The organism is Arthrobacter sp. TB 26, from assembly GCF_000427315.1.
Lineage (GTDB): Bacteria > Actinomycetota > Actinomycetes > Actinomycetales > Micrococcaceae > Arthrobacter.
Window position 1 is genome coordinate 5,003 of record NZ_AUPJ01000158.1, and the last position, 18,945, is coordinate 23,947.

General features: G+C 66.9%; 15 protein-coding genes, 1 tRNA gene and 1 pseudogene (1 of these 17 running past the window's edge). 7 read left to right on the top strand and 10 right to left on the bottom strand.

Annotated elements, in window-relative coordinates:
- Positions 1–1,349, top strand: a pseudogene (locus tag K789_RS22380) (alpha-mannosidase); it begins 1,682 nt to the left of the window's first position.
- Positions 1,350–1,547: 198 nt separating this feature from the next.
- On the opposite strand, the gene K789_RS0105310 reads toward K789_RS22380, so the two are convergent.
- The 4 genes from K789_RS0105310 to K789_RS0105325 form a co-directional block, all read right to left on the bottom strand.
- Positions 1,548–2,291, bottom strand: a complete 744-nt coding sequence (locus tag K789_RS0105310) for a hypothetical protein (RefSeq protein WP_024365852.1) — start codon at positions 2,289–2,291, stop codon at positions 1,548–1,550.
- 38 nt (positions 2,292–2,329) lie between these two features.
- Complete coding sequence (locus K789_RS24990; RefSeq protein ID WP_128081565.1) at positions 2,330–2,656, bottom strand: hypothetical protein; 327 nt, start codon at positions 2,654–2,656, stop codon at positions 2,330–2,332.
- 134 nt (positions 2,657–2,790) lie between these two features.
- Positions 2,791–3,525 carry a hypothetical protein gene (locus K789_RS0105320; RefSeq protein ID WP_237739523.1) on the bottom strand — a complete coding sequence of 245 codons (735 nt, stop codon included), beginning with the start codon at positions 3,523–3,525 and terminating at the stop codon, positions 2,791–2,793.
- Entirely contained in the window at positions 3,507–4,253 is a 747-nt protein-coding gene (locus K789_RS0105325) for a hypothetical protein (protein WP_024365855.1), read from the bottom strand. Before K789_RS0105325 ends, K789_RS0105320 begins: the two co-directional genes overlap by 19 nt.
- A gap of 229 nt (positions 4,254–4,482) precedes the next feature.
- Here K789_RS0105325 and K789_RS0105330 point away from each other — a divergent pair, with 229 nt between their 5' ends.
- Positions 4,483–6,153: an ABC-F family ATP-binding cassette domain-containing protein gene (locus K789_RS0105330; protein ID WP_024365856.1), complete on the top strand. Its 1,671-nt coding sequence runs from the start codon at positions 4,483–4,485 to the stop codon at positions 6,151–6,153.
- On the top strand, positions 6,150–8,063 hold the full coding sequence (locus K789_RS0105335) for an ABC transporter ATP-binding protein (protein ID WP_024365857.1): 1,914 nt from the start codon (positions 6,150–6,152) through the stop codon (positions 8,061–8,063). The genes K789_RS0105330 and K789_RS0105335 overlap by 4 nt, the downstream gene beginning before the upstream one ends.
- 11 nt (positions 8,064–8,074) lie before the next feature.
- On the opposite strand, the gene K789_RS0105340 is transcribed toward K789_RS0105335, so the two are convergent.
- The 3 genes from K789_RS0105340 to K789_RS0105350 form a co-directional block, all read right to left on the bottom strand.
- Positions 8,075–8,479 carry an NUDIX hydrolase gene (locus tag K789_RS0105340; protein WP_024365858.1) on the bottom strand — a complete coding sequence of 135 codons (405 nt, stop codon included), beginning with the start codon at positions 8,477–8,479 and terminating at the stop codon, positions 8,075–8,077.
- Positions 8,479–8,970 (bottom strand): DUF6314 family protein, encoded by a 492-nt coding sequence (locus K789_RS0105345; RefSeq protein ID WP_024365859.1) that lies wholly within the window; start codon positions 8,968–8,970, stop codon positions 8,479–8,481. Before K789_RS0105345 ends, K789_RS0105340 begins: the two co-directional genes overlap by 1 nt.
- A gap of 1 nt (position 8,971) precedes the next feature.
- Positions 8,972–9,044, bottom strand: a tRNA-Arg gene (locus K789_RS0105350).
- 86 nt (positions 9,045–9,130) lie between these two features.
- On the opposite strand from K789_RS0105350, the gene K789_RS0105355 reads away from it, so the two are divergent.
- Positions 9,131–9,904, top strand: a complete 774-nt coding sequence (locus K789_RS0105355; protein ID WP_024365860.1) for a DUF998 domain-containing protein — start codon at positions 9,131–9,133, stop codon at positions 9,902–9,904.
- Positions 9,905–9,942: 38 nt separating this feature from the next.
- Here the strand turns inward: K789_RS0105355 and K789_RS0105360 are convergent, their stop codons facing one another.
- The 3 genes from K789_RS0105360 to K789_RS25335 form a co-directional block, all read right to left on the bottom strand.
- A complete protein-coding gene (locus tag K789_RS0105360) occupies positions 9,943–10,347 on the bottom strand; it encodes a hypothetical protein (RefSeq protein ID WP_024365861.1) in 405 nt (134 codons plus the stop codon).
- Between the two features lie 9 nt (positions 10,348–10,356).
- The gene (locus tag K789_RS26655; RefSeq protein WP_128081566.1) at positions 10,357–12,642 is read right to left on the bottom strand and encodes a WXG100 family type VII secretion target; all 2,286 of its coding nucleotides are present in this window, start codon (positions 12,640–12,642) and stop codon (positions 10,357–10,359) included.
- 130 nt (positions 12,643–12,772) lie between these two features.
- Entirely contained in the window at positions 12,773–14,371 is a 1,599-nt protein-coding gene (locus K789_RS25335; RefSeq protein ID WP_024365865.1) for a chitinase, read from the bottom strand.
- A gap of 203 nt (positions 14,372–14,574) precedes the next feature.
- On the opposite strand from K789_RS25335, the gene K789_RS0105385 reads away from it, so the two are divergent.
- From K789_RS0105385 to K789_RS0105395, 3 genes are read left to right on the top strand one after another with little or no spacing between them, the layout of a single operon-like run.
- On the top strand, positions 14,575–16,920 hold the full coding sequence (locus K789_RS0105385) for a glycosyltransferase family 2 protein (protein WP_029704555.1): 2,346 nt from the start codon (positions 14,575–14,577) through the stop codon (positions 16,918–16,920).
- Between the two features lie 32 nt (positions 16,921–16,952).
- A complete protein-coding gene (locus K789_RS0105390) occupies positions 16,953–17,366 on the top strand; it encodes an STAS/SEC14 domain-containing protein (RefSeq protein ID WP_128081567.1) in 414 nt (137 codons plus the stop codon).
- A complete protein-coding gene (locus K789_RS0105395) occupies positions 17,356–18,891 on the top strand; it encodes a putative bifunctional diguanylate cyclase/phosphodiesterase (protein WP_024365868.1) in 1,536 nt (511 codons plus the stop codon). The genes K789_RS0105390 and K789_RS0105395 overlap by 11 nt, the downstream gene beginning before the upstream one ends.
- Positions 18,892–18,945: the final 54 nt, after the last annotated feature.

Here is an 18,945-nt window from a genome sequence, read left to right on the forward strand (position 1 = left end):
ACCCGTACCCGGCGGCCGAACTCACGCGGCTCTGGCGACTGGTCCTGCTGCAACAGTTCCATGACATCCTGCCCGGCAGCTCCATCGCCTGGGTGCACCAGGACGCCGAGCGGAACTACGCCGCCGTCGGAGAGCAACTCGAGGCGATCATCGCCAACGCAGCCGGGGCGCTGCTGGGCGCCGGGGACACTGACTTCCTGCTCAATGCCGCCCCGCACGGGCGCCATGGCGTCCCCGCGCTCGCCGCGGCCGAGCCGGTCTTCGCCGGGCAGCCGGTGCTGGCCACCGAAGCCGCTGGCGGCTACATCCTGGACAACGGAATCATCCGGGCGGTCATCAACGCCGACGGTCTGCTGGCATCCCTGGTCGACTATGCGAGCGGTCGTGATGCGATTGCTCCCGGGCAGTTCGGCAACCTGCTCGAGCTTCACCGGGACACCCCCAACGAATGGGACGCGTGGGACATCGACGCCTTCTATCGCCGCAATGTCGTCCCCTTGACCGGCGCGCGCTCAGTGACGGTGGTGGAGTCCGGCGGAAGGGACGCCGTCGTCGTCGTGGAGCGGCTGGCCGGTTCCTCGCCTGTCACCCAGCGGATATCGCTGGCGGCGGGCGCCGGGTCGTTGGCGATTTCGACGGCGGTGGACTGGCAGGAAAGCGAAAAGCTGCTCAAGCTGGGATTCGGACTCGACGTCCGGGCGGACCGCTCAGCGTCGGAGACCCAGTTCGGCCACGTGTTCCGGCCGACGCACCTCAACACCTCCTGGGAAGCCGCGAAGTTCGAGATCTGCGCCCACCGCTGGATCCACGTCGCCGAACCCGGCTACGGGGTGGCCGTTTCCAACTCGTCGACGTACGGCCATGATGTCACCCGGAACATCCGGGAGGAGGACGGCGGTACGACCACCACGGTGCGGCTCTCGCTGCTGCGTGCGCCCAGGTTCCCGGACCCCGGTGCGGACCGCGGCCGGCACGAACTGCAGGTCACCATCCGGCCCGGCGCCAGCATCGCCGACGCCGTGGAAGAGGGGTATCGCACGAACCTGGCTCCGCGGGTGCTCAAAGGGGCCCACGGGGTCGAACCGCTCCTTAGAGTTTCCAACCCGGGCCTGGTGGTGGAGGCCGTGAAGCTCGCGGAGGACGGATCCGGCGACGTGATTGTGCGCATCTACGAATCGCTGGGTGAGCGGTCCGCGGGCAGTGTGAGGGCCGACTTTGGCGTCAGCAACGTCCAGACGGTGGATTTGCTGGAGCGGCCGGCGGCTGCGCCGGGCGTGACATTTGAGGGGGCCTCGGCGGAACTGGCGCTGCGGCCCTTCCAGCTGGTGACGTTGAGGTTTGTGCGCTGAGGACCGTGGCCCGGTCAACGGGAAAATTGGCGGGTTAAACAGGCTGAGTGGGAGCGGTCCAGCCGGACCGCTACCACTCATCCCCCCAATGGCGCTTGGGCGGCTGCCTCGGCTCCGCACGGATTGTTCCCGTTCACGAAGCGACTGCCGCTTTCACACATTCATGATTCTCTCACGATCTAATGATTTTGTGAATGCCTAGTCGGGGTTGTTGCTTAATGTTGCCTTAGCGTTACCAGATGGGTTCGCAATCAGCCCGGAGAACCAGAAGACGGCAAGGCCCGCGACGTAGCCCAGGACGGCTGCGTAGTTGACGAAGTGCTGTGCATCAGCCCAGCTGGACGGGGCCAAAGAGGCCGGAAGGCTCATGGCTGCGAAGCTGGCGCCCAGCAGGACCAACAGGGCGCCGGCCCGGACCAGATGCGGGAGTCGGGTCCTGAGGGCCGCCAGCAGGGGAGGCATCAGGATGAGCGAGACGTAGGCGGGGTACGTGCGGCCGGCAGCGGCGTAGAGGGGCGCGAGGGCAGAGTTCCAGCCGCCGCCCGCCGACGCCGCCTTCAGCCCCGCCGGTGTCCCGTACACATGCACGAGAAAGAACGTCACCGTCACGGCCAGGCAGCTAAGCCCCAACGCCCAACGGCCAGTTCCCCCGGAGATGAGCTTGTAGCCACTTGCTGCGCCGAGACCCCGAGTGACGCGAAGACCGACCAGCAGGACAGTTGCGAAGACAAGAAAGCGCAGGATCAGGCTCGTGGCACCCCATCCGCCCAGGGCGCCGTCAATTATTGCGTAGAGTTCGGAGACGGCGAGCAGGCTGCACAGGGTCGCCAGCAGGAGGATTCCGAAAACGGTTCTGTTCCGGCCCCGCAGAGCGTCCGGCACCCTGAGGAGAAGGGCTGCGCAGCACACCGCCAGAGTCACCCACTCCAGGATTGCCATCATCAGGATTCTCCCAAGTCGTTCCGCTGCTCAGTTCACAGTCAGTATCCGGTCAAGTCAGTGTGCGCCTTGGGCGTCTTCCTGACCACTATCTTCGACAGCCGGAAAAATAGCGGCTGATGACGGGACGCACGCTTAGCCATCAGGCTGGAGATCCAGACGAAAGCGAGGCCCAGCGCAAGACACAACACAGAGGTGTAGTTGATGATGGCTTCCACATATCCGGCTTCGGGCGGGATCAAGGGGTAGAAGGAGCCGAATGCCATGGCCGCGAACGCGATGGTCAGCAGGAGTGCAACGATCCGGATCGCTTTGGGCAGCCGTTGACCGATGGCCAGGAAGGTTGCGGGCAGGATGGATGCCGCCACGTAGGCCCTGTAGGTGACGTCGATGCTGAGAAGAATGGCAGTCGTGGAGAGCAGGAAAACGCCAATATCTTTGGTTGTACTTGTGCCCAGGGCGGCCGGCTTCCAAAACGCCCGGCATCGCCAGAGCGAAGGGCCTACGTGCGCGCTGGGCGCTTCGTTGCCAGCACGCGGCCGAGCCACATCAGCGCGAGCCCTAAGACAAGGCCAAGAACGGCGGTGGAGCTAATGAAGTACTGCAAGTAGGCCAGGGGACGCGGCAGAAGCTCACTGAATGACAGGAGAATCATGGCGCAGGCGCCTAGGGCGAGGACGGCGGCCCCGATCCTGGGCAGCTTCGGCAGCCTGCTCCGCACAGTTCTGATGGTGGCTGGCAGAAGGCACGCGGCGATATAGGAAGGGTAGAACCTGCCAGCCACTGTGTAGAGCCTAATGAGCTCGACGTTTCTGTCGCTTTGGTCCGACAGGGTCCCCAATCCCGTAGAGCTTCCTGTTGTGTTGGCAAGGAGGAACGGCACCACGGTCGCGATCACCACGAGGGCAAGCACCGTGCGACCGACCGGACCGACAATGAACCACATGCTGCGCTGGGCGCCGAAGCCCTTGGCAATCTTGTAGCCGGCCAGGAGGACCACGCCGTAAATGAGGAACCGGAGGATGAGGTTCGCGTAGTTCTCGGCCCCGAGCCACGCATCCACGACAAGGTAGATGGTGCTGATGCTCAACATGATCGCAAACGTCGAGAGGGCGAAGATGCCGAAAATCGACCGGTTCTCGCCCCGGAGGGCACTCGGGATCCGCGCGACCGCGACGAGGGCGCAGACCGCCAGAGTGGTCCACTGCAGGATCGCGATCATCCGAGGTTCTCCCATATCTTTTTTGTTTGTTCATGTTCCTGCTCCTGGCGGCGCAGGGTCCTGCCGAGCGACTGCAAACGCTCGCCGGCCAAGGCCGTGAGTTCGCCATCGGAGAGGGCGTCCAGGGCGGCCTGCTTTGCCTCCGGAGCCCAGCCGGCCTCGGTCTCCGTCAGCAGGCCCGTAGCCACCAGTCCGCCTGTGAATCCTACGCCCGCGGCGCGTGCGGTCGCGACCGCCAGCTCCGGGGAGAGCCTGTTCGCGGTCAGCTGGGCCGAATAGTTCTGCGGTGCGACGCCGGTGGCGGCCGAAACCCGGTGCCGCAATTCGCCGTCGTCGATCGCGTCCACCCAGTTCCGGACCGACGTGGCGTGCGGAGCCGGCCCAAGCGCCGGCGTCAACGAGCTGCCGTCGTCCCCGTAGCCGCCGTACGCCGGGGACGAGCGGGAAATGACCGCGCGCAGCAAGTCCATGGTCGCGATCTGGCTGACCAGTTCGGCCGCGGTCGGCGGCTGCGGCTGACCGGCCAGTCCCGCATAGCTGTCGAACGAGCTGAGGTCTTCCAGCGGGCTGCGTCCCAGCGCGCGGCTGATGCTGACCAGGGTGGTTTCCGCGACTTTTCCGCGGACCAGCTGCTGGGCGAGCGTGGTGCGCTTGATCCCGGAGATCCTGCAGATGTCGGCCGTGCTTGCAGTGGGAGCAACGACATGGAGCCAGAGTTGAAACGCCTTGGCGGGTAAGGGCATCTATGGCTTCCTGCGGAGTCGAATGGAAGTGCGGCTTCTGGGGTTCGGCGGAGCGGGGACTGCATTGATTTTACCGGAGGTGCTGATTCAACTATGCTAAATGCTCGAGCCCGCTGGTCCGTACACCCCCCAAGTCCGGACCAGCGGGTTCTTTTTAATGCCCGGCGGCCGCTCGCCGCCCGGACGGCCGCTGGCTGGCCGTTGTGGGCCGCGGTGAGAGAATGGACTAATGACTGCAACCCTTGTTGCCAAGGACCTCTCCGGTGGACACGACCACCGCACACTCTTCTCCAAACTCTCCCTGACCGTCGCGCCGGGCGACGTCGTCGGCGTCGTGGGCGCCAACGGCGCGGGCAAGTCCACCCTGCTCCGGCTGCTCGCCGGCGTCGACGTGCCGCAGGAAGGAACCGTCAGCCTGGCCCCGGCAGACGCGTTCGTGGGCTGGCTCCCGCAGGAACATGAACGGATCGGCGGCGAAACGGTGGGCGGTTACATCGCGCGGCGTACCGGCTGTGCCCAGGCCACCGCGGACATGGAGTCCGCGGCGGAGGCTCTTGGCAGCGGCGCCCCGGGCTCCGATGACGCGTACTCCCTCGCGTTCGACCGCTGGATGGCGTCCGGCGCCGCGGACCTGGAGGAACGGGTGCCGCCGGTCTTGGCGGACCTCGGCCTCGAGGTGGGCCAGGACGCCGAAATGACCGGGCTGTCCGGCGGGCAGGCGGCCCGTGTGGCGCTCGCGGCGCTGCTGCTGAGCCGCTTCGACATCGTGCTCCTGGACGAACCGACGAACGACCTTGACCTCAACGGACTGGCCAAGCTCGAGTCCTTCGTGCAGGGCCTCCGCGGCGGCGTTGTGCTGGTCTCCCATGACCGTGAGTTCCTCGCCCGGTGCGTGAGCACCATCGTGGAACTGGACCTCGCGCAGAACTCCGTGGCGGTCTACGACGGCGGCTACGAGGCCTACCTTGAGGAACGGTCCGTGGCGCGCCGGCATGCCCGCGAACGCTACGAAGAGTTTGCCAACACCAAGGCCGATCTCGTCTCCCGTGCCCGCACCCAGCGCGAGTGGAGTTCCCAGGGTGTCCGGAACGCCATGAAGAAGAATCCGGACAATGACAAGATCCGGCGTGCGGCCAGTACGGAGTCCTCTGAGAAGCAGGGCCAGAAGGTCCGCCAGATGGAATCCCGCATCGCCCGGCTCGAAGAGGTCGAGGAGCCCCGCAAGGAGTGGCAGCTGCAGTTCAGCATTGGACAGGCGCCCCGTTCGAGTGCCGTCGTGGCGACGCTCCGCGACGCCGTCGTCCATCAGGGGGACTTCACCCTCGGGCCGGTGAACCTGCAGCTCAATGCCGGGGAACGGATCGGCATCACCGGCCCCAACGGCGCCGGCAAATCCACGCTGCTCCGCCTGCTGCTGGGCACCCAGCGGCCGGATTCCGGCGACGCCTCCATGGGTGCCTCCGTGGCGGTCGGCGAGATCGACCAGGCCCGCGGGCTGCTGGCCGGCGGGTTGAAACTGGCAGACGCCGTCGAAGCCGTGCTGACGGACCAGACCCCGGCCGAAGTCCGGACCCTGCTGGCCAAGTTCGGCCTCAAGGCGGACCACACCTCGCGCCCGGTGGATTCCCTGTCGCCGGGGGAGCGGACCCGGGCCGCACTGGCCCTGCTGCAGGCCCGCGGCGTGAACCTCCTGGTGCTCGACGAGCCCACCAACCACCTGGACCTCCCCGCGATCGAACAACTCGAAGAAGCCCTGGACAGCTATGAGGGCGCCCTGCTGCTGGTCACGCACGACCGCCGGCTGCTGGAAAACGTCCGCCTCGACGCGCGCTGGAACGTGGACAGCGGCGTCGTCACCGAACTGCTGGGCCACACCGCCGCGAAAGGCACCAACACATGAGCATGGACCGGGTAGCCTGGAGCTCCCTCTACAACATCACGCGCGCCTCAAGCGGCTCCAAGCCGTTCTCGAAGGAGACGCTCAAACGTGTCTTCGGCTTCGCCCGGCCGCACAAGGCGCAACTGATCGCCTTTGTGCTGCTGTCGATCGTGATGGCCGTGCTGGCCGTCGCCACCCCGGTCCTCGCCGGGCAGGTGGTTGACGCGATCATCGCCGGCGCGGCCACCGAGGTTGTGGTCTGGCTGGCCGTGCTGATCGCGATCGTGGCAGTCGCCGAGGCCGGGCTGGGACTCGTCACGCGCTGGCTGTCCTCCACCATCGGTGAGGGCGTGATTGTCGACCTCCGCACCAAGGTCTTTGACCACGTCCAGAAGATGCCGATCGCCTTCTTCACCCGCACGCGCACCGGGGCGCTCGTGAGCCGGCTCAACAACGACGTGATTGGCGCCCAGTCGGCCTTCGCCGGGACCCTGTCCGGCGTGGTCAGCAACGTCGTGGCCCTCGCCCTGACCCTCGTGGTGATGCTGGGCAAGTCCTGGCTCATCACCGTGCTCGCCATGATCCTGCTGCCGATCTTCCTGATCCCGGCCCGCCGGATGGGCTCCAAACTGGCCGACCTGCGCCGCGAAGCCGCCGAGCACAACGCCTCCATGGGCACCCAGATGACCGAGCGGTTCTCGGCCCCCGGCGCCACCCTGGTGAAGCTCTTCGGCCGCCCCGACGAGGAATCCCGCGAGTTTGCGCTCCGCGCGGGACGCGTCCGGGACATCGGCATCCGGACGGCGATGCTGCAGTTCACCTTCGTGACCGCCCTGACGCTGGTCTCGGCGCTGGCCCTCGCCCTGGTCTACGGCCTCGGCGGCTTCCTGGCACTGCAGGGGCAGCTGGCCGCGGGCGACGTCGTGGTGCTGGCACTGCTGCTGACCCGCCTCTACGCGCCGCTCACAGCGCTCTCCAACGCCCGGGTCGAGATCATGAGCGCCCTGGTCAGCTTCGAGCGGGTCTTCGAGATCCTGGACCTCAAGCCGCTCATCCAGCAGAAGCCCGACGCGGTGTCGTCCCCTGCCGGGCCGCTGTCCGTGGAGTTCGACGACGTCCGCTTCTCCTACCCGTCGGCGGACAAGGTCTCGCTCGCCTCGCTGGAGGACGTGTCCACCCTCGACACCCGCGGCGGCGAAGAGGTGCTGCACGGCATCAGTTTCCGGGTCGAACCCGGCCAGACGGTCGCCCTGGTGGGCTCCTCGGGCGCCGGCAAGTCCACCATCGCGCAGCTGCTGTCGCGACTGTACGACGTCGATTCCGGTGCGGTCCGCTTCGGCGGCGCCGTGCCCGGGGCCGGGGTGGACGTCCGTGACCTCACCTTCGATTCCATGCGGCACACCCTCGGCATGGTGACCCAGGACGGGCACCTGTTCCACGAGAGCATCGCCTCCAACCTGCGCCTGGCCCGCCCGGACGCCAGCGACGAGCTCATGTGGGATGTCCTGCGGCAGGCCCGGCTGGAAGACATGATCCGCTCGCTCCCGGACGGCCTGGACACGGTGGTGGGGGAGCGCGGCTACCGGCTTTCCGGCGGCGAACGCCAGCGCCTCACCATCGCCCGCCTGCTCATCGCACAGCCGCGCGTCGTGATCCTGGACGAGGCCACCGCGGCCCTGGACTCCACCAACGAAGCCGCTGTCCAGGAGGCGCTCGGCGCCGCACTCGAGGGCCGCACCGCCGTCGTGATTGCGCACCGTCTCTCCACCATCCGGGCCGCCGACGCCATCCTGGTGGTCGAGGACGGCAGGATCGTGGAGCGCGGAACGCACACCGAGCTGCTGGCCGCCGAGGGCCGGTATGCCGAGCTGTACCGGACCCAGTTCAGCGAAGCCAGCGCCGTCGCGGAAGACGCCGTTCCCGGGCTCTAACCGGGCCGGCCCTAACCGGCCGGGCCCGCGAGGGCCGGCAGCACATGGTCGGTGAGCAGCGGGGCGAGGTCGTGCGGCAGTTCCCCGGCGAGGTCCAGCCAGCGGATCTCGGCGATTTCCGCGGCGGGACGGGCCTGCCACACGCCCGGTGCCGTGAAGACCGTGGCCTGGATCTGCGTCGCGGCCTCATTGGCGGCGTCCGCGTACCAGATTCCGAGGAATACGAGCTTGTCGGCAGCGAGGACGATCCCGACCTCTTCGGCCAGTTCCCGCGCGGCCGCCTGGGCGGCCGTCTCGCCCGCCTCGGGTTTGCCGCCGGGATGCATGAACTTGTCCGTACCCCGCTTGCGGACAGTGAGGAGCCGTCCTGCCTCGTCGAAGACACAGACGGCGGAGACGACAATGAGCGGGTTCATCATGCGGGGTCCGCGGTGCGGCGCAGGAACGACGTGAGCAGCTGGTCCTTGGCCGGCCCGGTGACGTCCCACTCGTAGCGGAAGTCGTCCGGTCCGGTCCTGGTGTAGCTCACACGGTAGCTGTCGGGGTCGCACCAGTGTTGGTCGTGGCTGTTCTGCGGGCCGAAGCCCATGCGGTGGAACGGGCGGCCGTCGGGAAAGAGCATGTCCATCGTGTCCGGCGCGCCTGTGGGCCGCAGCAGGTACTCCCGGCTGGCAGGGCCGGTGAACGGTGTGCCGGCCGGTCCGCCAGGGACGGACGCCCAGGCAACGGTGCCGTCTTCGCGGAACCGCAGGCCGCCGTCGTCCATTGCGGTGAAGCGGACGACGCCGGTGAAGGTTCCCCGGTTGCCGGTGGACCTGTCCAGCAGGGTCCGGTCCACGGTCCAGCTGCCCAGAAGGTAGGCGCGGAGATCGAAGGCCGGAGCGTCGCCCGGGGACTGGGGGTTCAAGTGCCCTCGATTGGAATCGAACCAACGACACCGGCTTTAGGAGAGCCGTGCTCTATCCACTGAGCTACGAGGGCGGGCGTCCGTGCCGGCCGGCCGCGGGCCGGCCCGTTTGGACACGGGTATAAGCATACAAGGTGAGGCGCCGTACTACGCTCTTGGCATGACCGCCCCAGCTGATTCGCCGTCCAAGGACATCGTCTACTTCCCTGACCTGCCGTCCACCCGGTTCTTCGCCGGCGCCCTGGCACTGCTCAGCGTGCTGCAGTACTTCGTCGCGGAGGCCGCCGTGATCGGTGCGTGGACGGGGCAGCAGCCGTACAGCCGCCGGACGGGTTACATCAGTGATCTGGGTGCCGTGGGCTGCGGGGGTTTCGACGGCCGGGACGTCTGCTCGCCGGCGCACGTGGTGATGAACGCCTCGTTTGTGGTCCAGGGCATCGGGATGATGGTCGGGGCGCTGCTGCTCAGTGCCGTGCTGTTGTGCACGGCAGCGCGGCCAGGTGTACGGTTCACGCTGCTGCCGGCCACCCGGATTCCGTGGGCGGCTGCCATCGCCGCACGCGCCTTCACCGCCGTCGCCGGTGCCGGAACCGTGCTGGTGGGGCTGGTCCCCGAGGACGCGGGCTCCCGGTGGCACGCGGTGGGCGCCATCATGTACTTCGCCGCAGGGGCCCTGGCGCTGGTGGTGCTGGGCTGGCTGTGGCTCCGGCAGACGCCACTGGGCTGGTTCATCCTCGCCTCCGGGCTCGTGTCGCTCGGTGCCCTCATCACTGGCGGTGTGACGGGGATGGACGTGCCCGAGCCCGGCACCCTCGAGCGGCTGATGGGATACCCCATCACGATCGGGGCAGCCGCCGTGGGCCTGGTAGTGGCCCAACGGGTGGGGGAACAGCGGTCCGCCGTCAGGCAGGCCCGGGCGGCGGCGGCGCGCTGACCGGATCCGCGCCCCCGGAACTGTGTCCCCGAAAACGCCTACTTGCCGAGGAACGTCCGGTAACTGCTCAAAGACCCGGTCCCGGAATACCCAAGATCGGCGGGCGAGACAGCCGACGCTCCATCGGCAGAAATCACCTGGATCGCGAGGTTCACTTCCGGGTCGCCGGCTGCGGCGTCCACGATCGCCGGGAAGGCAGCCCGGAGCACGCCCATCATCGTCTCCCGGTCCGAGGTGTCAGCGTGCAGAAAGACATCCCCGCTGCGGCCCATGCCGCCGGAGGACTTGTAGCTGGCGTCCACCGTGGCCACGTGAGCCAGCGACTCGACCGCCGCTTTGTACTTGGCAGCATAGTCAGTGTCCGAGGTTCCCGGTTTTGCCCCGCACCCCGCCAAGACCATCGCCAGCAGACCCACGGTCAGTACGGTGAAGATTATTCGCATTTTCCGACTCTATTCTTTTCGGCCGATGCCGGACGTTGTTGACCGGACCTGGCTGGGTTCAGCCGTGAGGAACGCTTGAGTTGACGGGTCATTCCGGTAAGCCGCAAGCGCACCGGACGATTCGTTAGCATCGACGGATGCGACGTAAGCGTTGTAGTCGTGATTGCCCACAACGTCGCCCATTCCGGAGCCGGGCGGGCTGGGGAGGGTGACGACGGTGGCGCTGTTACTGCTTTCCCAGGGAAGCGGCCCGGGGCCTCCGGGCTTTGAGTTGCCAAGATCCAGGCGGGGAACGACGTCGAACGGGTGCTGCAACGCGAGCGTCTTCACGTCGCTGGGGATGCGGGTCGAGTCGATCGGGGAGCCGTAGGTCATGACGTTGGTGACGTTGAAGCGGCTCCGGAATTCCGGGTCAGCCGCAAGGTTGGCGGCAGTCATCCCGCCCTGCGAGTGCCCCACCAGCATGACCGGCGCGCCACTTGGAATCCCGGCCTGCCGCATCGCCATCTCGACGGCCTGCGAAGCCGTCGACATGTTGCCGGCCGCGGAGGACAAATTCCCCACGGTATCCATGGGGTTGGAGCCCGAGCGAACGTTCCACTCCGAGGTACCCGGGATAGTCACGATGTACGCCGGCCCGTTGCCCTTGTCCACGGCCGTAATTCGAATTGCCGCATCGGGCGTCCCGGCCTTGCCGCCGTCGTCGTAGGCCGCCGTGACTCCTCCCATGAGCTGCGCGAGGCTGCTGGGCACGGGGGTGCTGCGGTGGCCGTCCCGCGCCGGGTCCGAACCGACGCCCACGGGTTGCGGGTCACCCGCCACCGGCGAACCGTCATCGAGGATGTGCGGGTGGATGAGACCGCCGGTGGACAGGGCGACGCCCGCGTTCACCCCGGCGGCCAGCAGTCCCGTTCCGCCTGCGAGCAGTTCGGTGATCGACGGCGGCTCGCCCGTGCTGAGGAAATCCCAGCCCAGGCCGCCCAGGTCGCCCAGCCCGCCAGCCACGTCGCCGCCCGCGTCACCCAGATTGGATACTGCCCCGGAGGCCTGGTGTGCCAGCCAGCCCAGGCCATTGCCGACGGCGCCGCCGACGGTGTCGATGATTCCACCGGTTCCGTCCCACAGGTCGCCGGCACCCGTGTGTCCGGAGCTGGCGTCCTGTTGCTGGCGGACATTTTCCCGTACGGCGTCAGAGGCTGCCCGCAACGCGTCCGAGGTGGCCAGCAGCATCCTGCTGTGGGCCTTCCAGTCGCTGCGGAACTGCTCGCCGTCGGGCCCCCGCCAGGGCGCGGCAGCGATATGCGGCGTCAATTGCCCGCTCAGCTGCGCGAAGCGCTGGCTCGCACGCGTGAGTTCCTTGGCAAGATGCTCACCTTGTTCCAGGTCCATTCCGTGCAGGCTCATGACGTCGGCTCCGCGCTGGTGCGGCGGGCCAGGAAATCGTGGGCACCGGTGGTGTGCCAGACAAGCTGGCGGGCGATGTCGCCGCTCGCCGTTTCCACCATTAGCAGGCGGCGTGCCGTGGCCGGCCCGGAGGTGCGGACGGAATACAAGCTGTCGGACAGCGCCCAGACCCCGCACGCGCGGTACGGCAAACCGGTGCCGGCTGCCCCGCACTGCACATCCAGGTAGACCGTGGCTTTCGCCGCGGCGACGGCGGCTGCGACGCCTGGCGGAACATCGGCGGTCCCGCCGCGGGCCAGGGCGGCAACGTCGGCTGCCGAGAGCGTGGCCTTCCNCGCGCCCGGGAACCGGACCGGAGCCGGTGTCCGGGCTTCCTGCCCCCGCAGTCAGTTCCGGGAACGGGGGCATCGACCGGGCCATCACTGGCCACAGGACCGCCTCGGGCAGCAGGGTGACGGTGACGACGTCGGCGACGCTGGCCGCGGCGACCCTTCCGTCCGCGGCTGTGGCGACCGGGCGGGTAAATTCGACGGCGAGCCCCCGGCCCTCGAAGAGGTTCACCCGGCAATGCGTTGAGACGCCGCCGGAGCGTGACGCCAGACTCAGCCGGATCGGCGCTGTGGCAGCCTGGCCCAGCGCCTCCAGCCACTGCGGCCGGATACTTCCGGTGGAGTCCGTGATCCCGGCGGTGTTCAGCTCGCGGGCGATTCCAGCCCGGGTCGGTTCGTCCAGCGCCGCAAGCACGGCGGCACCTTGTCCGGAACTGACGTCCGCCGGGTGCACGCCGGCTTCGGGCCGCAGCGTTTCCGTGGCGCTCTGCACGGCCAACGCCCAGGCGAGGCTGGTCATCCGGTAGGTGGTTGTCGCAGGTATCACTGCAGATTCTGGCACGTCTGAGACCTTCGGTTCGAACCGGTCGAAGGTTCAACCAGCAATGAGAGGCACGCTACCGCAGGTCATAGCCCGGGGCCATGGGGACAACTGCCCGCAGGGCCCCGGGCTGGGCGGCGTGTGCTGCTTTTTACGGGGTCGGCGTCGGCCCGGGGGTTGCGGACGCCGCCGCCATCAGCTTCAACAGCTCCTCATCGCGCAGCTTGGTCCACGGCGACTCGGGTGCACCCTGCATCGCAGCCTCGGGGCTGTCCGTCTGGGTCCACCACTTTGCTTCGTAAACCCGGCCCTCGAAGAGCACGCGGTCGCCCTTTCGGTAGACCTTGGCAGGCTCCCACTGCGGCGCGATGCCGGCGGGGGCGGTGAGCTGCGGGGTCGGCCGGTCGCCGGGCAGTACCGGGCCGATGATCCGCCAGGGGGTTGCTGCCCCCTGGAGTACGGGGTTGTCCGGGGCTTCATTCCGGGTCCACCACTTGGCCTCGTAGACGTTGGAGTGCCAGACGATCCGCTCGCCGGTTGTGTAGGCAGTGCCTTCGTTCCAGACCGGATACGGGCTGGTGGAGGGGTCATCGGCGACGGCGGGTGCCCGGGGGGGCTGTACCGATGACTCCGGCGGGGTTGCCGTGCTCCCGGTTGCGCCCGGGGAAGCTGCGACGCCGGCGCCCAGGATGGTGGCGAACGAGGCTGCGCCCTGCTCGACGCCGCTGCAGCCGTCGGACACCTTTTTCACATCGGGGTAGTTGGGGCTGCAGGTCCGGTCACGGTTCAGGGACCACATGGACAGCCTGCCGACGCCCTTGGCGCTCGCGTATCCGCTGAGTTCCTCCGCGTCCCTGAGCGTGAAGATTTCACCGGCAATGTCGTTCTGGCCGATCATCGGCGTCAGCCCGATCTTGCGCCACACGGTCTCGCTGCCCAATTCGCTGCCGGCGTCCCGGTAGAGGCTGGTGAGCTGCCGGTGGGTGGCCTCGGCTGCGGAGACAGCATTTTCGTACATCGAACGGTCAGGGAGCCGGCTTCCGCCGTAGTCCATCGTCATGATGTTCACCCCGGCGAGATCGGCGCCCGAGGCGATCATCCGGCGCACGGCGTCGGTGCCCGCCGTCGTCAACCCGTTGGGGTCTGCCGGCAGGGTCAGCCAGACCTCGAGATCCTTCCCGCGCCCGCGGCGGTCCTGCTGGAGTGCCGCTACCGCTGCCGCACGCCGGTCCAGGGAGACGACATCGCTGAGGGCCCCGCCCTCGATGTCCAGATCGATGCTGCTGACGTTGTACCGTTCCACCACGGCGCGGTACGCGGCCTCCAGCTTGCCCGGGTCAGTGCAACCGGTGGCCAGTTCGTTGTTGATAAGGCCGCCGAAGGAAACCGAAACGGTCCCGCCCAGCTGCTGGAGCCGTGCGACCCGCCGGTCCAGGTCCAAGGCAGACCCTGCCCCGTCGAGGGAATAGGCGGCGCCCCAGCTCGGCGTGCAGGCATCATCGGCGTCCGACACGATGAAGGAGAGCAGTACTTTCTCCGCTTCCTTGGATACCGGGTCCTCGAAGGCGTAACGTGGAGTCGCCGTAACGTCCACATATCCGGAAAAAATGGACGGAATAGCCTGGGCTGCCCTGCCGTCCTTGAAGTTGCCCCACGCGGTCACGCCGCCGGTGGTGAACGCCACGACGACACCGGTGAGAACACCCAGCCGGACGAGCGACAATTTACGGCCTGGGAATCTTGCGGACACAGGGCCCCCTTATGACTTTATTGTGAACCGCCGGGCACACGCCGGCCATCAGGATCAGCGCGTCATATTCCGGAGTGTCTGATGTCCGGCAACGGTCTGACCTTGCATTATCCTAAGGGCACTCACTGGAACATTCCGGTGCGCCGGGCGCTGTGTTACATATGCGCACGCTCAAACAGCGACTTTGCAGTCTATGGGGACCAATGTCTGATCAGCTAGTCTTGCCGCGCCCTGGCGCAGAAAGCGTCTCCACCGGGCAAAAAGACTTGGTGCGCCGCCGCCAGTGGGGGGCCGAAAGGCGCTCCGAGCCGCTTTCGATCGTTCATCCGCGGCCGTCACGCCGGAAGATAATTCTCGGCCGGCTGGGAATTCTTACGACCCTGCTCGCGTGGGTCAGCTACGTCATTTCGACCATTCTGCGGGAGCTGGCCAACAACCCGAATGCCGGGTTCAGGTTCCAATTTGAGACGGTCTCGTATCTGATTGTCGTAACATTCCTGACATTTTCGGCGCTCATGTACTTGATGGCCCGGCAAGGTGCCCTTTATCGATTCCGGGACCATTCCCGGGTTCCGCGCGGAGAATTGGATCGCCACTTCGCCGAATATGCCGAAGGCATTACGGTGCTGGTCCCCTCCTATGCCGAAGAGCCCCAAGTGGTGCGGGCCACGCTGTGGTCCGCAGCCCTGCAGGAATTTCCCGATCTCAAAGTTGTGCTGCTGGTCGACGATCCGCCCAACCCCACGGACCCAGGGGACCTCGCCAAGCTGGAAAAAACCCGGGCGCTGACGGCAGAAATCTCCGCTGCGATGAGCGTTCCCGCGGCCCGGTTCAACGCCGCCCTGGCGGACGCCCGTCGCCGGGCCAAGACGGACCCCCGGAACGAACCCGCCGAGCTGGCATCGCTGATCGCCGAGTATGAGGCCGCCGCCGATTGGCTGGAGGCAATGGCAGCCGGCGAGCAGGTGGAGGACCACGTCGACGAGTTCTTCGTGGACCTTGTCCTCATGGGTCTGGCCCGCGAACTGCGGCTCGTCCTCGTCGGCCTGAACGCAGCCCTGGCGCAGAAGACCTCGCCATCCTGGTCCCGGTGCGAAGAGCTGTACCTCCGCCTGACCTGGATCTTCAACGTCTCCACCGAAACGTTCGAGCGGAAGAAGTACGCGAGCCTCTCCCACGAGGCCAACAAGGCGATGAACCTCAATGCCTACATTTCCCTGATGGGACACTCCTGGCGGGAAGAGACCACCGCCGACGGCGTGGTCCTGCGCAAAGTCGAGCGCGACGCGGAATTTGAAGGCACCGACCGGATCCTGGATTTCCCGGATACCACCTACCTCCTGACCCTCGACGCCGACTCGCTCCTTCTGCGCGACTACTGCCTCCGCCTGGTCTACTTCCTGGAATCGGCCGGCAACGAACAGGTCGCCGTGACCCAGACTCCGTACTCCTCTTTCCGCGGGGCGCCCACCCGGATCGAGCGTGTCGCCGGGGCCACTACCGACCTGCAGCACATCCTCCACCAGGGAATGACCTACTACGGGGCCACTTTCTGGGTCGGCGCGAATGCCGTCATCCGCAAGCGCGCCCTTGAAGACATTGTTGAAGTCGAGACCAACGGGGCCTTCGAAATCCGGACGTACATCCAGGACCGCACGGTCATCGAGGACACAGAATCCAGCATCGACCTCGGCCAGCACGGCTGGACCCTCGTGAACTACCCGGAGCGCCTCAGCTACAGCGCCACACCGCCTGACTTCGGCTCGCTGGTGGTCCAGCGCCGCCGCTGGGCCAACGGCGGCCTGCTGATCCTGCCCAAGCTTTGGGCCCAGCTCCTCCAGAGCCGTTCCGACCGCCGCAAGATCCTTTTCCGGGAAGTCCTCCTGCGCGTTAACTACATGGCATCCATCGCCTGGGCGAGCTTCGGCCTGCTCTTCCTGTTGGCCTACCCCTACGACAGCCGGCTGCTGAGCCCCATCGTCTTCCTTGCCGCCCTGCCCTACTTTCTGGCCATGGGCAGCGATCTGCGGGACTGCGGGCACCGCTTCAGCGACATCCTGCGGATCTACGGCTTCAACCTGGTGCTGCTTCCGGTGAACCTTGCCGGCGTACTCAAGTCGCTGCAGCAGGCCGTCACCGGCGACAAGATTCCGTTCGCCCGCACACCCAAGGTCAAGGACCGCACGGCAGCCCCGGCCATCTACGTCCTCACCCCCTACGCGATCGTCGCATTCTCCCTCTTGACCGTCTGGCGTGACGCCCAGCTGGGAAACTGGGGCAACGTGGCATTCGCCTCGCTGAACGCCGTCCTGGCGGCCGGGGCAATCCGGGCCTACATCGGCGTGCGCAACTCTGTGGTGGATGTGTTCCTCGGTATGGTCAACTGGCTGTACGTCAGTCCGCGGCCCAAGAAAGCAAAGGAGAGTCTCGTGGTTGAGAAGACAGCCGAGGAAGTCGACTGGGAGACCATTCTGTACCATGGCGACCGCCGGCTTAACCGGGACCTCCGCGGGTCAACTGACCGCCGTCGTCGAATTGCTGTCCGGTGAGCGTCGATGCCCTTGCCGGGCCCGATGAGCGCATGCCAGACGAGTCTGCGGGAGCTGTTCGTGCGGCAGCGGTGACGCCCGCGGGTTCACCGATCGGTGTCCGGATGCTCGACGGCGGCATCATCGAGGTCGTGCTTCCCGCCAACGGGGAAATTGCCGGTCCCGAGGCGCGGGCAGCCGGCGCCATGGTCCGCGCCCTGGCGAACGGCCGGCGCATGCCGGTGCTGCTGGTCATCACGGGCGTCGTGGGTGTCAGCGTCGAGGCACGGCACGTCTACTCCACCTCGATCGCGGCGTCCGCGTTTGCGCTCGTCGGCGAAAGCCCGGTCGACCGGGTGATTGCGCACTACCTGCTGCGGTCGAAGACCGAGTCCATCCCGGCGCGGTTCTTCACGTCCGAGGCTGAGGCCACTGATTGGTTAGGGCAGTACACGAGTGAAGAATGATCCTCCGGACCCCAGGCTGCACGCCCTCGTCGAAGGCATCGTCCGGATAGCGGGCGGTGACCTGACGACCAGGATTCCCCACTCCGGTGCCAGGGACGACGTCGCCGCGGTCATTGCCGGGATTAACCTGATGGCTGACGACCTGCAGACCATTTACCAGGAACTTGAAGAGCGCGTCGAAAGCCGAACGGCGATGTTGCGGGACGCCCAGGTCGAGCTGGAGCGGATGGCCCTGACGGACCCGCTGACGCAGCTGGCCAACAGGACCGCGCTCAACTCCGTCCTCAGCCACGCACTTGCCGAGACGTCCCGGGGCGAAATGCCGCCGGCGCTGCTGGTCCTGGATCTCGACTCGTTCAAAGGCATCAACGACACGCTGGGACACAGCGCCGGCGACGACGTCCTCCGCGTGATCTCGCGACGGCTCCAGAATGCCGTCCGGGAGACGGACACCGTCGCCCGCCTCGGCGGCGACGAGTTCGCCGTCATGCTTCCGAAGTCGAACCTGGTCCGGGCCCGGCGGGTCGCCAACAGGATCCTCAAGGCCCTCGGCGAGAGCCTGGAGATCGGGGACCTGCGTATTACCTGCGGCACCAGCATCGGACTGCGGGTGGCCGAGCCAGGGCAGTCGGTCGATGATCTTGTCATGGAAGCTGACACGGCGATGTACGCGGCCAAGGCCCAGCCGCACAGCAGCATCAAGGTGTTCGAGCCGGCGTTGCTCTATGCCCGCCGGCTGCAGAGCGTCATGATCACTGAGATGCGCGAGGCGATCCGCCAGGACCAGCTCACACTGCATTACCAGCCGGTCGTGGAACTGGCCACCGGCAGGATTGAAGGCGTTGAGGCGCTGGTGCGCTGGAACCACCCGGAACGCGGACTCCTGATGCCCGATTCGTTCATCCCGCTGGCCGAAGAGACAGGGATGATCGTCGACCTCGGCCACTGGGTGTTGAAGAACGCAGTGCGCCAGCTGCGGCACTGGCAGCAGGAACTGCACGTGGACGGGAAATTCAACGTCCGAGTCAACATCTCAACCACTGAACTGCAAAACCTCGACCTGATCGAACACGTCCGCGACATCCTCCGCGAAACTGGAGTGGACGCCGCCAACCTCATCGTGGAGTTGACGGAGTCCATGGCCGTCAACGGCGGGGATGTGGACAAGTACTCCCTGAGCGGGCTGCGGCGCCTGGGCGTCCAGCTGGAAATCGACGACTTCGGAACCGGGTACTCGTCCATCAGTTACTTGCGGAAACTGCCGGTCAACGTGGTCAAGATCGACAAGAGCCTGATCGACGGGCTGGGCACCGACGTGGAGCAGAGCAACTTCGTCGAGGCGGTGCTGCACCTCATCCACGCCTGCGGGCTGAAGGCTGTTGCCGAGGGCATCGAGACGGCTGAGCAGGCGGCCGAGCTGATCCGGCTGGGCTGCGCGAGCGGCCAGGGCTACTACTTCGGCCGGCCCGTCCCGGCGTCGGACCTCGAAGCGATGCTTGTGCGTTCTGGGGCCGGGCCGGAATAGCCGGCGGCGGCCCATCGTCCTGCCTTTTCTAGGGGATTAAGCAAGAACGGCGGG